Here is a 13641-nt window from a genome sequence, read left to right on the forward strand (position 1 = left end):
CGATGCGCACGCTGATGACGATCGTCAATCGGGCCTCATCCCCAGATCGTGGCGCTTCAGTCTGGCAAGTGCTTCAACCAGTTCCGATAGAGCGCCGCGATCAGATCGGTCTGGGTGATCATGCCGATCAGACGATGCTCGACGTCGACCACCGGCAGGCAGTGCAGACCGCGGTCGGAGAGCAGGAACACCAGGTCAGCCATGTGCGTGTCCGGGTTAACCGTTACCACCGGCGTAGTCATGATCGAGCGCAAACGAGCGCTATCTGAGCGCTTCAGCTGGCTGAGACGCAGTCGCCCCGGCGACGAGCGCAGATGCTTGAGCAGGTCGACCAGCGTGACGATGCCGAGCAATTCACGACTGTCGCCGTTGACCACCGGCAACGAATGCAGACGATGCTCGCGCAGGCTCTGCCAGGCCCGCTGAATGGAGCCGTCCGGGGTGCCCCAGTAAAGATCACGAGACATGATATCGGCGGCGGTTATCTCGCCCATGCTGCGCCGCAACGCATGCTTTTCGGTCTGTTTGATCAGCTGGGCCAGGTCATCACGGGTGACGTCGACGTATTCGCCAAACTCGGCCAGCGCCTGCTCGACGTCGTCATCACTGAAGCTCATACGCTCGCTGGGCAGCGGGTCACGGGTGTGATGCGTGTTGCCATTCTGCGGGCGCGGCTTGGGGTAGGCGTGGCCACTGAGATTGTTGTAGAGCAGCGCCACCGCCACCAGCAGCAACGAGTTGAACGCCACCGGGTAGAGCAGCTGGAATCCGTAGGCATGCAGCTCCGGGCTGCCGACCACCGCCACCAGCGCCAGCGCTGCACCCGGCGGATGCAGGCAGCGCAAGCCGAACAGGCAGATGATCGCCAGCGCCCCGGCCAGGCCAGCCGCCGCTGCCACGGGCAATTGGCTCGCGCCCAGGGCGATACCGATGGCAGCGGCCAGCAGGTTGCCGCCGATTACCGACCATGGCTGGGCGAAGGGGCTCGACGAGGCAGCGAACAGCAGCACCGCGGACGCAGCCGCCGGTGCGGCCAGTGGCAGCGTGACCGCGATTCCGAACACCCAGGCGCTGAAAGGGATGATCACCAGCAGAGCCAAACCCATGCCCGTTGCGGCACGCAGCCATTCAGCCGGACGCGCCGACAAAGGCACAGGCGCAAAAGATCGACACCAGTCTAGAAGGCGTTCCTGCATGGTTCCTGCTTGCGTTGAGTCTGCGATCGCTGTGACAGCCAAGCGTTTGCATGGCCGGCGTGTCAGCCGATCAGAAGAGGCCTGGCGCCACAAATAGGGGCACAGACCGAAACGGGCGCACATTGTCGGTGCACCCCAGACTCCAGACCAATGAATAGTATTGGTCCTTCGCTGCAGTATTTTTGTTATCAACCTTGCGATCAGGCGTGTCTGGCCTGCAGCAACACACAAGACCAGCCTCGCTCCGGCCGTTGATATTCACAAATGAAGGCGTATCTGGGGTGCTAGCACGCTTCGCTGATGGCCGGCCGTAGCTCTTTTTCGTGCTCGCCGATCAGTGCGGCAACGATGCGCATCACGTCGAGATTGGCCTCTTCCATTTCGCTCATATGGGCGAGCGCGTCTTCCAGCGCCTGTCGGCGAAACGCCTCGATGGCCTGCTGGCCCTGTTGATGGACGGCCGTGTGCGGACGTTCGATCTGCTGAAAATGGGCCAGCCGGTGCATGCCTCGATTGGTCTCCCCGTAGTACCAGCGGCCAAAGCGACACTCACGCTCGCTGGGCAGAATCGGCGCGCTCTGACTGCTCGAACCGAGCACCTGGTTGTAGACGACGAATTTCAACGACAGCTCATCGAGGTTGGCCAATTCAATGCCAGCGCGGAACGAGGAGCGCTCGATGCCATGGCGCATGTTGCCTGCCAGCTGATGCAGGTGCTGCATGGCCGCCACGGCCAGTTCGGTGGTGCGGCTGAACCCTTGCGCCAGGCCGCCCTGCATCTGGATATAGGCGTGCACGCTGGCGATCTCGGCCTGCACCTCGGTGATTTTCTGCACGATGTCGGCGGTGGCCAATGCGGTCTTTTCCGCCAGGGTGCGGATTTCCCCCGCGACCACGGCGAAGCCGCGACCGGCGTCACCGGCCCGCGCCGCCTCGATGGCAGCGTTGAGGGCAAGCAAATTGGTCTGACTGGCGATGCCGCTGATGAGATCGACGATCCCGTTGATCTGTTGCGAATGGGCCGCAAGGGCATCGACCTGCTGCGATGCCTGATCAAGCCCGCTCTCCATGTCAACCGCCTTGCTCTGTAGCTCGCCGAAATGCTGCTGGTTGCTCAGCGCTGCATTAGCGACCTGCTCGGCTTGCGTGCGGTTTTCGCTGAGCTGGCCGGTGAGGTATTCGAACGAGTCACCCAGATGCTCGACTGAATGGCCGAAGCGAACCAGATTGCCGGCCACGCCGCGATAATAGTCCAGGTGACGCTGCCCCTCGGCGTTAGTGGCGCTGACAGCGGCCACCTGCGCCTCCAGCGCGGCGATACGCGCGGCTTGCTCCACGCAGGTCTGCTGCAGCCGATCACGCTCCTGCTGCAGCTCGCGAGCGGCTCGTTTCCATTTGAAAAACATCGGCTGCCTCGCGGATTCAGTTGAGTGTGTAGCCGTTGTCGACCACCCAGTCCTGGCCGTATACGCCACGTGCGCCCTGCGACAACTGGAACAGGATGACATTGGCGACGGCGGCAGATTCGAGGAAATGCCCCGGCAGCAGGCGCTGAGTGACGCCTTCGGCCACCTGCTCGAGCTGTTCCTCGGCCAAACCCAATGTCCCCCAGATCGCGGTGGCGGTCGGCCCCGGAGAGACCACGTTGATGCGCACGTTGAGCGGTGCGAACTCCACCGCCAGGGTGCGGGCATGGGCGACCAGCGCGGCCTTGCTGGCGATATAGGCGGCCAGCCCGGGGAAGGTGCTGCGGGTCAGAAAGGTGCCGACAAACACCACTGATGCTGGCTTGGCCAGTTCAGCACGCAAGGCCGCCAGGGTGTTCAAGGCTCCCGCTCCATTAACGGCCCACTGGCGCTCGAAGCAGGCCACGTCGAGGCTGTCGCCCAACTCAGCGATACCCGCGTTCGGCACCAGATAGTCGACCGGACCGAGCTCCGCCGCGCGACGGGCCAGTGCTTGAAGATCGTCTTTGGAGGTCACGTTGCCAGCGTGCCAATGCAGGTGCTCGGGGTAGGTTTCCACCAGCTCGGCCAAGCCGCCCAGGGTGCGTGACATGGCCAATACGCGCGCACCGCGCTGCAGCAGTGCGGTACACAGCGCCAGCCCAATACCGGAGCTGGCACCGGTAACGACGGCCAGGCGTTCATTGAATTCATTTTTCATCATCATCTCCGATGCCGGCGCTCGCCGAGCCGCAGGCTGCCCATCCCGGAATGGGCAGGCAGTAGTTTTCAGTAGGGGTGGTGGAATAAGCTGGTTGATTCAGCGTCTAGCCTGGATGGCCATCGACCCGCGCAGTCACCAGCATCGGCGCATAGCGCCAGGCATACAGGGCGAACGCCAGGGCCCAGCAAATTGCGGCAGCCCACAGGCCGATCACTGGCCATTCGGTGATCAGAAACACCCGCGAAGCGGCACCGAGGTTGAACAGCACGAAGGCGCTCACGATGCCAGGCGGCAACTGCAACGGCCGCCCGGTATGACCGAGCGTGACGCGAGCGATCATCGCCAGGATCAGGCCACTCATGGAACCGACCGACAGCGCGTGCAGCGACGAACTGGAGCTGTCCAGCAGGCCGAAATTCCACAGTGCCAGGCCGGTTGCCGCTACCACCAGCCAGAGCATGGCCAGGTGCAGCGACCACAGCAGCGGCACGCGCCAGATGCCGCTGTCATACCAGCGCGCCAGCCTCAACAAATGCCCGGCGGCGATGCCGAGAAACAGCACGCCAAGCCAGACATGCTGCTGCAGCGCAACGCCGACGGCGTAGAGCACGGCAATCAGGCCGGTACCCACCAGCAGCGCCACGTCCAGCCAGAGCCAGGGCTTGACCGCTTCGGTGCGGCCGAGACCACGTTGAGTGAAGAAGGGAATCACCCGTCCGCCGATGATCGCCATCAGCGCCGCCACCAGCCATAGCCCGGCGAGTACGCCCTGGCGCTGCAAAGCGTCATCGCCGAGCGCGACGCCGCAGAGCACCAGCACATCGGCGGCGGTCATCAGGCCGAGCACGGCGATGATCGGGTAGTTGCGCTTCTGCCTGGCCTTCCAGAGCATGCGCGCCATCAGCCCGGTCACCCCCAGCATGAACAGCAGATCCAGCGGGATCAGCAAGGCCACGGGCAGTCCGAACAACCAGCCGAGGCGGGCCAGCAGCCAGACCACGGCAAGCGCCATCAACTTGTTGCCGGATACGCCAGGCTGGCCAGTCCAGGTCTGCCCCGCCGTCAGCAGGAACCCCGCGACGATAGCCATGGCGAAACCGAACAGCATTTCGTGACGGTGCCAGGACAACCAGCCGCCGGTTGGCTGAAAGCCCGGCCAGAGGCCTGTCCATGCCGCGATCCACAAGGGAATCGCCAGCATCGCAAAGAGGCTGCCGGCGAGGAAAAACGGGCGAAAGGCGAGCCGCCACACGGGCGGGATACTCAAGGCTTTTCGCCGATCGATAACTTGCACAAAGGCCTCCTGAGCTTTTCGTATCTGCCTGGAGGAAGAAGCCCTGCCGGTCAGAAAGGTGACTGCTCCGAATTGCGGAGCCAGGCCTACTTTTTACAGCTTAGGGGGCTCTGGCAGACTTGATTGCAATCATCTTTTTTTGGGAGGGAGGCCGGCTGCGACGGCCAGCAGGTCCGAGTGCACTGAGGAAGTGGCGCAGGAACACCGCCGCGCAGGGCACTTGCGATTCGGATCGTGCGTACGCCCAGCAGCCGTAGGGTGGATCACGCTTCACCGATCCACCGAGTAATCGATCAACCGACCCCGCGATCCAGCAAGCCACCGAGCTGAGTCGCGGTGGATGTGGAACGCGACATCCACCTTACGCAGCGGTGGTGCGAGAGGGACGTTACTTCGGCTCGTGCTTGACCGTTTCGGTCGATGCCGCGCTGTCGCCGTCGCTCATGGATTTGCGGAAGCCACTGATCGCGCCACCCAGGTCCGAGCCCAGGCCGCGCAGGCGCTTGGTGCCGAACAGCATGACTACGATCAGCAGTACGATCAGAAGTTGCCAGATGCTGATGCCCATCATTTCAAGTACCTCATCGAGTTGTTGGTTGGCGGTCTAGTGACCGGCGTGAGCCTGTTGATGGCCGGGCATGGCGTGAGGCATGCCCGGCGATTGTTGTAATACGGATTGATCGATGTCCTCGAAGCGCAGCACTCGGCCGCCGTGCATGGCCGCCAGTCCCTTGGCCGCAGACTCTTCGGCAAAGGTGGCCAACACTACGCCCATTGCGCCTTTGAGCGATGTGCCCGCGACATAGTAGGCGCTGGTGGCATCGATCAGGTATTCGTCGTCAGGGTGCTCCCAGGTGGAGCGGCCCATGTCGTGAACGTAGAGCTTGGCATCGAGCATGCGGTTTTCCGGTTGCAGCCACCAGCCGAGCATCTCGGCGGTGGAACAGAATTTACGTACCCCGCCCTTTTCCACCGCCTGCCCCTTGGGTCCGGGGAAATCGCTGATCACCATGCCACAAACATGGCATTCATCACTGCTGTGAAAGGCGACGGGTTCAAGCAGCTGCTCGCTCTGCTCGGCTTCGTTGCAAGCGGCCAGGCCGAGCATCAATGCAGCGGTGACCAGTACGCGTGACGCTCTATATAGCGCATTCATCGTTACAGTTTCCTTTTCGTGGTCATGCAGGACGACGGCGGAACACGCCGTAGGCCAGCAGCAGAGAAACACCTACCCAGAGCAACAGGCACAGCCAGAGCGCGGCGGCCGGCAGCGGTAGATCGCTACCCAGCGCCAGTACGCCCATGGCGTTGCCGCCCTCGAAGCCGGACAGATTGATCAAACGGTAGATATCAGCCGGGTTGAACAGCAGCAGCCAGGGCAACAGCTCGGGGTTGAACTTGCCTTCGCTGAGCACCAACAGCGCCAGCAACACCAGATCGAACACCAGCACGAAGAGAAACCACACACCAAGCGCCAGCCCGGCGGCACTGGACTTCTCGCCCACCTTGCTGCTCAGCACATAGGCCAGGGCGAGAAACACCCAGCCCAGCAGTGTCGAGGAAATCATGAAGCGGCCGAAGGCCCAGAGCAGCAGACCGATCTCGATATTTTCCACCAGCGCAGCGATGGCCAGCATGGCGCAGCCGAAGCCGATCAGCACTGCCAGTGCCAGGATCAAACCGTGGCCGACGAACTTGCCCAGCAGGATCTGTCCGCGCCCCAGCGGGTAGGTGAGCAACAGCATCAGGGTGCCGCCTTCGTCCTCGCCGACGATGGCGTCATAGGCCAGCAGCAGTGCGATCAGCGGCATCAGAAAGGTCGCAAGACTTGCCAAGCTGGCGACCGTTGCCGGAATCGAGGTGAAGCCCAACTGCCCTGACGCGGCAGCACCCAGCCAGGCGATGCCCACTGCCAGCACCGCGAACAACAGGCTGATGGCCAGCAACCAACGGTTGCGCAAACCGTCGCTGAATTCCTTGCGGGCGATGTTCCAGATCTGGTTCATAGCGTGCCCTCCGCCGCGCGTACGTCACCGGCGCGCTGCATGTAGTAGCGATACAGGTCTTCAAGCGATGGCTGGTGAATCTCGATGTCATCCGGCTCGCTTTCGCCCAGCAGTTCGCGCAGCAGCGGCAGCTTGTGACCGTTGATGGCTGATACCTCGACGCTGCGCTCGCCCAACGAACGCGCGCTATGCCCAGCGGCGTCCCAACGCTGCAACCAGCCAGCGCTGTCGCCGATACCACTGGCCCGAATCCGCACCGGCAGCCCGGCCTCGACGCGCAGCTGAGCCAGGCTGCCGACCGCCTGTAGCCGCCCCTTGGCGAGAATCGCCGCCCGATTGATATGTGCCTCGACGCCCGGCAGCACATGCGAGCAGAGGATGACGCTGGTGCCGCGTTGGCGCATGCGGTCGATCAGCTGATAGAGGTCGCCGGTGGCGATGGGGTCGAGTCCCACCGTGGGCTCGTCGAGCAGCAGCAGCCGCGGATCGCCGAGCAGCGCCTGAGCCAGACCGAGGCGTTGGCGCATGCCCTTGGAATAGGTCTTGACGCGCCGCTCGGCGGCGTGGGCCAGGCCCACCTGCTCCAGCAATTCATCCACCTGCCCCAGCGATGCGCCTTTCAGCCGGGCGAAGTGGCGGAGCGTCTCGCGGCCGCTGAGCTGCGGATAGAAGGTCACGTTTTCCGGCAGGTAACCCAGCTGGCGACGGACCTCGGGATCATGCGGAGCTCGACCGAGCACGCGAACCTGCCCTTCGCTGGGCGTGAGCAGGCCGAGGATCAGCTTCATGCTGGTGGTCTTGCCGGCGCCGTTATGGCCGAACAGGCCCAGCACCTCGCCCTCGCCGAGGGTCAGGTCTAGGTCATGCAGCACGGTCATGCTGCCGTAACGCTGGTTCACGCCCTGGATCTCTACAGCGCTCATGGCGTTGGCTCCTGCGTTTTGCTTGTCGATGGTTCGGTTGGCGGCTGCATCAGCGGGTGGCTGTCCTGCACGCCGGGTGATTTGATCACCGGGAAGGCCCGCTGTACCCAGCGCAGCACCTCGATACTCGGGCTGTTCATCAACAGCCGTACCTGCGGGTAGAGCCACAGCAGGCGGTCGACGTTGTCGTTGGGCTCGTAGGCCAGGTCGCCCAGGCCGTCGTTGTTGCGGTCCCAGCCGAGGTAGTCGCTCCAGTAGTTGCCACGGCCGTCGATGGACCATTCCTGCGTGCGGGTGGCCACGTACTTGACCTGCTGCTGATTGCCGATGAAGGCGTTGCCCGCGATGCGGTTGTCTTCCGAGCCGGCGGTCAGGTGGATGCCCAGGGCACTCTTCTCGAAACGGTTGCCTTCGATGGTGTTGAACAGCGAGTTGTAGATGAACAGCGCCTTGCCCTCGGCGCCAGAGATCATGCTGTCGCCGGTCGAGCCGCTGCGCACGTCGCTGACCAGGTTGTCGCGAATGGTCGAGTAGGTGATGTAGTTCATCAGGATGCCGTAGTTCTCATCCCCCTCGGAGCGGTTGCCGATGACCTCGAGCTTGCGGCTTTGCATCAGCGCGTAGCCGGTGCGGGTGCGGCGGGTGACATTGCCGATCACGCTGTTGTCGTTGGCAAACATGTAATGCACGCCGTAGCGCAGATCCTCCAGCACGTTGCCTTCGATGTGGTTGCCGTTGGAGGTGTCGATGTAAATGCCATCACGGGTATGGCGCACCTGGTTGTCGATGATCCGTGCGCCGCTTACCGCGTAGAGATGGATGCCGTTGCCACGGTCCTGGGAACGGATGCTCGTGTCGCCTTCGATCCTGTTGCCGATCAGGCTCACATCCTTCGAGCCGTCGACCCAGACGCCAAAGCCTGCGCCGCGCAGCTGGTTGTCGCGGATCACCACACGCTGCGCCTTGGGCTGGACGAAGATGGCGGCGTTCATCGCCGTCAGGTCACGTCCCCAGTCGAGCAGCGTGCAGCCCTCGACCGTGACATCCGATGCCTCGATCAGCAGGCCGTTGCCCTCGCCTTGCGCCTGCAACACGGCGCCGGGCTCGCAGCGCAGCTCCATGGGCTGGTCGATGATGAATTGGCCGGTGTATTCGCCGGCTGGCAGGCGCCAGCGGTTGCCCTCTTCCGCCTCCAGCGGAAGGGTCGTAATGGGTTGCGGAGCCGCCGCGGCCACCCCGCAGAACAGGGCCAGCAGCAACGCTGCCAGCGGTTGAAACGTGGATATCGCCTGAGATCTGAGCACAGCGTTGTTCCTCTTCAGCTTCCAGGCAGGTGAAGGGCGGGAGCGATCGCTCCCGCCCGGTTGTGTTACGCCGGCTCGACCATCATGCGGCCGACCATTTCCATGTGCAGCGCGTGGCAGAACCAGCTGCAGTAGTACCAATGCAGGCCGGGCTTGTCGGCCGTAAAGGTGATGGACGAGGTCTGCTGCGGGCTGATTTCCATGCTCGCGCCGTGGTTGGTCATGACGAACCCGTGGGACACGTCCTCGATCTGGTCGATGTTGGTGATGGTCACGGTGACTTCGTCGCCCTGCTTGACGTTGAACTCGGTCAGGCCGTAGGTCGGCGCCATCGAGGTCATGTACACGCGCACCTTGTTGCCGTCGCGGATGACCTTGTTGTCGGTCTCCAGATTGATGCCGTCCTTCTTCGCCATTTCCACAGTGGGTGCGAAGAACGGGTCGTCCCGCTTCCAGATCTTCTGCGGCTTGATCTGGTCACGGCGCGCCAGGATGCAGTCGTGCGGCTCGGCATAGGTCGGGCCGTCGTGCACCAGCTTCATTTCCTCACCGGAGATGTCGATCAGCTGGTCGTTTTCCGGGTGCAGCGGGCCGGTCGGCAGGAAGCGGTCCTTGGAGAACTTGCACAGCGCAACCAACCACTTGCCATCGGCTTCGCTGGTTTCGGTCAGCGAGGCATGCAGGTGACCCGGCTGGTACTGCACGTCGAGCTTCTGCTTGATGTAGTTGACCTTCTCGCCATTGTAGGCGCGCACCGCGTCGGCCATGTTCCACTTGACCACCTGGCTGTCGATGAACAGCGTGGTGTAGGCGTTGCCGCGACCGTCAAAGGTGGTGTGCAGCGGGCCGAGGCCCAGTTCAGGCTCGGCGGCGACCACGTCGCGCGGGTCCTTCAGCTTGTCGTCGAAGAGGTCATCGAGCTTGGCGATCTCGATCATGGTCACGGTCGGTGACAGCTTGCCGGCCGCGATGAAGTACTTGCCATCGGACGAGGTGTTGCAGCCGTGGGGGTTCTTTGGCACCGGGATGTAGCGGGTGAATTCCGAACCGGCGCGGCCGTCGACTACGGGCACTTTCGAGTCGCCAACGGTGCTGAACTTGCCAGCCTTGATCGCCGCCTCGATACGCGGAATGTTGTACACCACCACCCAGTCGCGCTCGTTGCGCATCATGCCGCCCAGGTCGGTGGCCTTCTCCGAGTTGTAGCAGGTGGAGGCGGCATATTTGCCGGTGTAGTCGGCGTCGGTGTTGTCCAGGTTGCCGTCGACGATGACCTGGAAGGCCATTTCCATTTTTTCAGCGTCGATGACGTTGAACATGGTGTAGGCGTTTTCGGCCTGCAGGTCGTAGGAGCTGCCGTCGTTGGGGTGCGGAATGACGAATTCGGCGTTGGCGAACACGTACTTGGTGTGCGGCACCTTCTGCAGACGCAGGCCGTGGATGGCTTGGACGTTCGGCACGGTCAGCATCTTGTCGCACTTCATGATGTCCAGACGGATACGCGCAACGCGGCTGTTGGCCTTGTCGTTGATGAACAGGTACTTGCCGTCGTACTTGCCGTCAGTCATCGAGATGTGGGGGTGGTGGCAGTCGCCGTTCAGGAACTTGGCGCTGTCGCCCATGATGTGGCGGCTTTCGTTGGTCAAACCCCAGCCGGTGGCGGAGTCGACGTTGAACACCGGGATGCGCATAAGCTCACGCATCGAGGGCACGCCTACAACGCGCACTTCACCCTGGTGGCCGCCGCTCCAGAAACCGTAATAGTCGTCCAGCTCGCCCGGCGCGACGTGGATCTTCTGCTGCGCGTCCTTGACGGCGGCCGCCCAGGTTTCGCGGCTCATGACCGCACCGCCAAAGGCAGTGGCGGCCACTGCGGCGCCGGTCAGCGCGCTGGCGCCAAGGAAACCGCGGCGGCTCAGGCCACTCTTTTCCAGCGTTTCGGGGGTGTTCTTGCTCTTGTCGCTCATGGGTCTTGCTCCTTATCGTGTACGGACAGGTCAAACGATCGGTTGCGAGCGCTCGCGATCAGGCGTGTCGCTCTACGGGTCTACCACTTGCACTACAGGGATCAGCGTCGGGCCGGCCGGGGCTTTCTTGCCGCGCTTGCTGCGCTTGTTCTTCAGGATCAGCGGCGGGCACTTGTTTTCGTTGTGATAGGTCATCTGGCAATCGAGGCAGTAGTGGCACTCGTTGTGATTGATGTGCCCGTCCGGATGAATCGCCTGGACTTCACATTCGTTGGCGCACACCTGGCAGGGGTTGCCACACTCCTTGCGCCGCTTGAGCCAGTCGAACAGGCGGAAGCGCCCGGTGATCGCCAGACCCGCACCCAGCGGGCAGACGTAGCGGCAGTACACCTTGCGGGTGAAGATGTTGATCGCCAGCAGGGCCACGGCGTAGGCGACGAACCACCATTGGCGGTCGAACTTGAGGGTGATAGCTGTTTTGAACGGCTCCACTTCGGCGGCCTGCTCGGCCATCGTCATCGATTCGAGCGAGATGCCGAACAGCACCAGCAGCACGATGTACTTGATCGCCCAGAGCCGCTCGTGAACCGCGAAGGGCACTTCGTACTGACGAATCTTGAGCTTGCGAGCGGCCTCGTTGATCAGCTCCTGCAGCGCACCGAAGGGGCACAGCCAGCCACAGAAGACCCCACGCCCCCAGAGCAGGATGCTGGCGGCGGTGAACACCCAGAGGATGAAGATCACCGGATCGGTGAGGAACAGCTCCCAGCGGAAGTCCTGCACCAGCGCATGCACGAAGGTCAGCACATTGACCACTGACAGCTGGCCCAGGGCATACCAACCGATGAACACGACAGTGAAGATCAGGTAGCCGTGACGCAGCTTCTTCAGGAAGTTGGGGTGCTGGGTGAGCTTGTCCTGCATGAACAGAATGACGGTCAGCAGGAGCAGCGCGGCCAGGATCACGCCAATCTGGAAGCTCTGCTGATACCAGATGTTGACCCACATCGGCCGGTTGGCCTCCTCGGCTGCCGCCAGTTCTTCGGCAGTCGGTTGCGGGCGCTCGATGTACTGCTCAGGCATCTGGTAGGGCAGTTCGAAGCTGGTGAACATGCCACTGATCGGGCCAGTCTGGCGGCGCACCAGCAGCTCCAGCGTCCAGGGCGAGCCGGGATCGAACGCCGCATGCTCACGGACGATGAACACCGCCATTTCGCTGAAATCCGGCATGCCTTCGGCGTACACGTCGTCGAGACGCTGGAAGTCCATGTCGCGGAAGCTGATCACGTTGCCGAACTGGCGCAGCTGCACCCGATCGAAGATCCCGCCCCGTACATAGCCCGAGCCTTTGAACGAGTACTCGCCACTTGCCATGACCGCGACAGCGTGCTCGCCAGGCTTGAGTTCCCCCTTCAGGTCGGCGTAGTGAGCGTCGCCGAGCAGGGCGCGTCCGATGGTGGGCGGGTTCAGGTGGGTGGCGTAGAGGTCGATGAAGGTCTCCCCGACTTCCTCCGGTGCGGCCTCGTCGATGCCTTCGGCTTCGGTGCCTTTGAACGCCTGATCGATGTCGCCCTTGGTCAGGTGCAGGCGGCGAATCGCGCCATTGCCGGTCAGCTCGCTCCAGCTGGCGGGCTCGTAATAGTCCTCGCGGACGGTGGCGGGTTTTTGCGTCGCACCGGCCTTTTCTTCCACCAGCCCGAGCGACACGGCAACGTCATGGGCTGCGCGCATGACGATTTCATTGACCACCATGACCGTAACGGTGGCGCCAGTGACCGCATCGATGGTGACTGCCTTCTCGTCACTGGAATGGCCGACCACGACCCGCTGATCGACCTTGATCCCCTCGTATTTGGCTGTGAATGCGTGAAGTTTTTCAATCGGAATGCCGACCAGCAGGATGGGCTCATGGTGCTCGAGCACGTAGGCATCGACGATCACACCCTGTGGATCGAGCAGCACCTGCAGGTTGATGGGCTTGCCGGAGTAGGCCGGGATATCGACCACGTTGATGGTCTGGAACGCGTAGCCCTGCACCTCGTCGTTCTTGGTAAGGGTGCGGACCTGGTAATCACCTTCTGCCGCAGAGGCCTCGGCGCCTGGAAAGAACTGCTCGATGCGCTGTTGCTCGGCCTCGTAGTCCTTGGCCTGGGTGAACGCACTGAGCATCAGCGCCAGCAGCAGAGCAAAGCCGAGCCCCCATGCGCCTCTGGTGCCAGCTGCGAAAGAGAGAAGGGACTTCATGAGCGACCTGCTTGATGTTGCGAATGTGAGCCGATGGTAGGCAGCGGTCCCCCACCCTCTCCTTGACGGCTATCAAGATTGGCCGGCAGCGGTGATTGCATTGAGCCATGTCAATGCGCAGGGAGAGTTGTGCTGGGGATTCGCGAGCAGGCTCGCTCCTACTGGGCGCAGCGAAGCTCGGCGCTCCGCCCAGTTGCTGCAGCTCATAACATCAGGAATGTGGGCCCGTAGGGTGGGCTTCAGCCCACCAGCGCTCGTGCGCATGCCGCATGCCGCATGCATCAGAGCTTTGGGCGCCTGCCGGAGGCCGACAGTGCACGTCTTACCGCGGTGGGCTGAAGCTGAACGCCGCCCGCCCGTCCCACCCTAACGGGCTGAAACCGCAGCCTGCTTTAAGTGCATCAAATTGCAAGGCAGGGTGAGCGGCGCGACGCGCCGCCCTAACGACCAGCGCAAAAGGCGAACGTCGCGTCACCCACCCACTGCGCTGGTCAGGCCGCCGCCATACTGGGTGACGGCTCGTAGGGTGGACCACGCT

Annotated in this window: 11 protein-coding genes and 1 pseudogene; all 12 read right to left on the minus strand. The window is 62.9% G+C overall.

The genetic code is table 11. The features are described from left to right. Nucleotides 1–56: 56 nt before the first annotated feature. The 12 genes and pseudogenes from ALTERO38_RS15890 to nosR all read right to left on the minus strand — a co-directional run bounded on the left by ALTERO38_RS15890 (nucleotide 57) and on the right by nosR (nucleotide 13103). Complete coding sequence (locus tag ALTERO38_RS15890; RefSeq protein WP_159968969.1) at nucleotides 57–1196, minus strand: HPP family protein; 1140 nt, start codon at nucleotides 1194–1196, stop codon at nucleotides 57–59. A gap of 284 nt (nucleotides 1197–1480) precedes the next feature. Then, nucleotides 1481–1975, minus strand: coding sequence for a CZB domain-containing protein (locus ALTERO38_RS21845; protein WP_372239424.1), 495 nt, complete (start codon nucleotides 1973–1975; stop codon nucleotides 1481–1483). Then, nucleotides 1955–2224 (minus strand): annotated as a pseudogene (locus tag ALTERO38_RS21850) (methyl-accepting chemotaxis protein); the annotation flags it as partial. The gene ALTERO38_RS21845 and the pseudogene ALTERO38_RS21850, both read right to left, overlap by 21 nt. Before the next feature lie 394 nt (nucleotides 2225–2618). After that, entirely contained in the window at nucleotides 2619–3362 is a 744-nt protein-coding gene (locus ALTERO38_RS15900; RefSeq protein ID WP_102835530.1) for an SDR family NAD(P)-dependent oxidoreductase, read from the minus strand. 106 nt (nucleotides 3363–3468) lie between these two features. Then, nucleotides 3469–4659 (minus strand): NnrS family protein, encoded by a 1191-nt coding sequence (locus ALTERO38_RS15905; RefSeq protein ID WP_159968971.1) that lies wholly within the window; start codon nucleotides 4657–4659, stop codon nucleotides 3469–3471. 388 nt (nucleotides 4660–5047) lie between these two features. Beyond that, nucleotides 5048–5230, minus strand: coding sequence for a twin-arginine translocase TatA/TatE family subunit (tatA, locus tag ALTERO38_RS15910; protein WP_178114600.1), 183 nt, complete (start codon nucleotides 5228–5230; stop codon nucleotides 5048–5050). Between the two features lie 33 nt (nucleotides 5231–5263). Next, complete coding sequence (locus tag ALTERO38_RS15915; protein WP_159968972.1) at nucleotides 5264–5815, minus strand: nitrous oxide reductase accessory protein NosL; 552 nt, start codon at nucleotides 5813–5815, stop codon at nucleotides 5264–5266. Nucleotides 5816–5837: 22 nt separating this feature from the next. Further along, nucleotides 5838–6665, minus strand: a complete 828-nt coding sequence (locus ALTERO38_RS15920) for an ABC transporter permease (RefSeq protein ID WP_159968973.1) — start codon at nucleotides 6663–6665, stop codon at nucleotides 5838–5840. Further along, nucleotides 6662–7588: an ABC transporter ATP-binding protein gene (locus tag ALTERO38_RS15925; protein WP_159968974.1), complete on the minus strand. Its 927-nt coding sequence runs from the start codon at nucleotides 7586–7588 to the stop codon at nucleotides 6662–6664. The genes ALTERO38_RS15920 and ALTERO38_RS15925 overlap by 4 nt, the downstream gene beginning before the upstream one ends. Continuing rightward, nucleotides 7585–8892 carry a nitrous oxide reductase family maturation protein NosD gene (locus tag ALTERO38_RS15930; protein ID WP_159968975.1) on the minus strand — a complete coding sequence of 436 codons (1308 nt, stop codon included), beginning with the start codon at nucleotides 8890–8892 and terminating at the stop codon, nucleotides 7585–7587. Before ALTERO38_RS15930 ends, ALTERO38_RS15925 begins: the two co-directional genes overlap by 4 nt. 65 nt (nucleotides 8893–8957) lie before the next feature. Next, on the minus strand, nucleotides 8958–10859 hold the full coding sequence (gene nosZ, locus ALTERO38_RS15935; RefSeq protein WP_148926810.1) for a TAT-dependent nitrous-oxide reductase: 1902 nt from the start codon (nucleotides 10857–10859) through the stop codon (nucleotides 8958–8960). A 72-nt stretch (nucleotides 10860–10931) separates the two neighbouring features. Continuing rightward, a complete protein-coding gene (gene nosR / locus ALTERO38_RS15940; protein WP_159968976.1) occupies nucleotides 10932–13103 on the minus strand; it encodes a transcriptional regulator NosR in 2172 nt (723 codons plus the stop codon). Nucleotides 13104–13641: the final 538 nt, after the last annotated feature.

Source organism: Pseudomonas sp. 9Ag, from assembly GCF_902506445.1.
Taxonomy (GTDB): Bacteria; Pseudomonadota; Gammaproteobacteria; order Pseudomonadales; family Pseudomonadaceae; genus Stutzerimonas; species Stutzerimonas stutzeri_AB.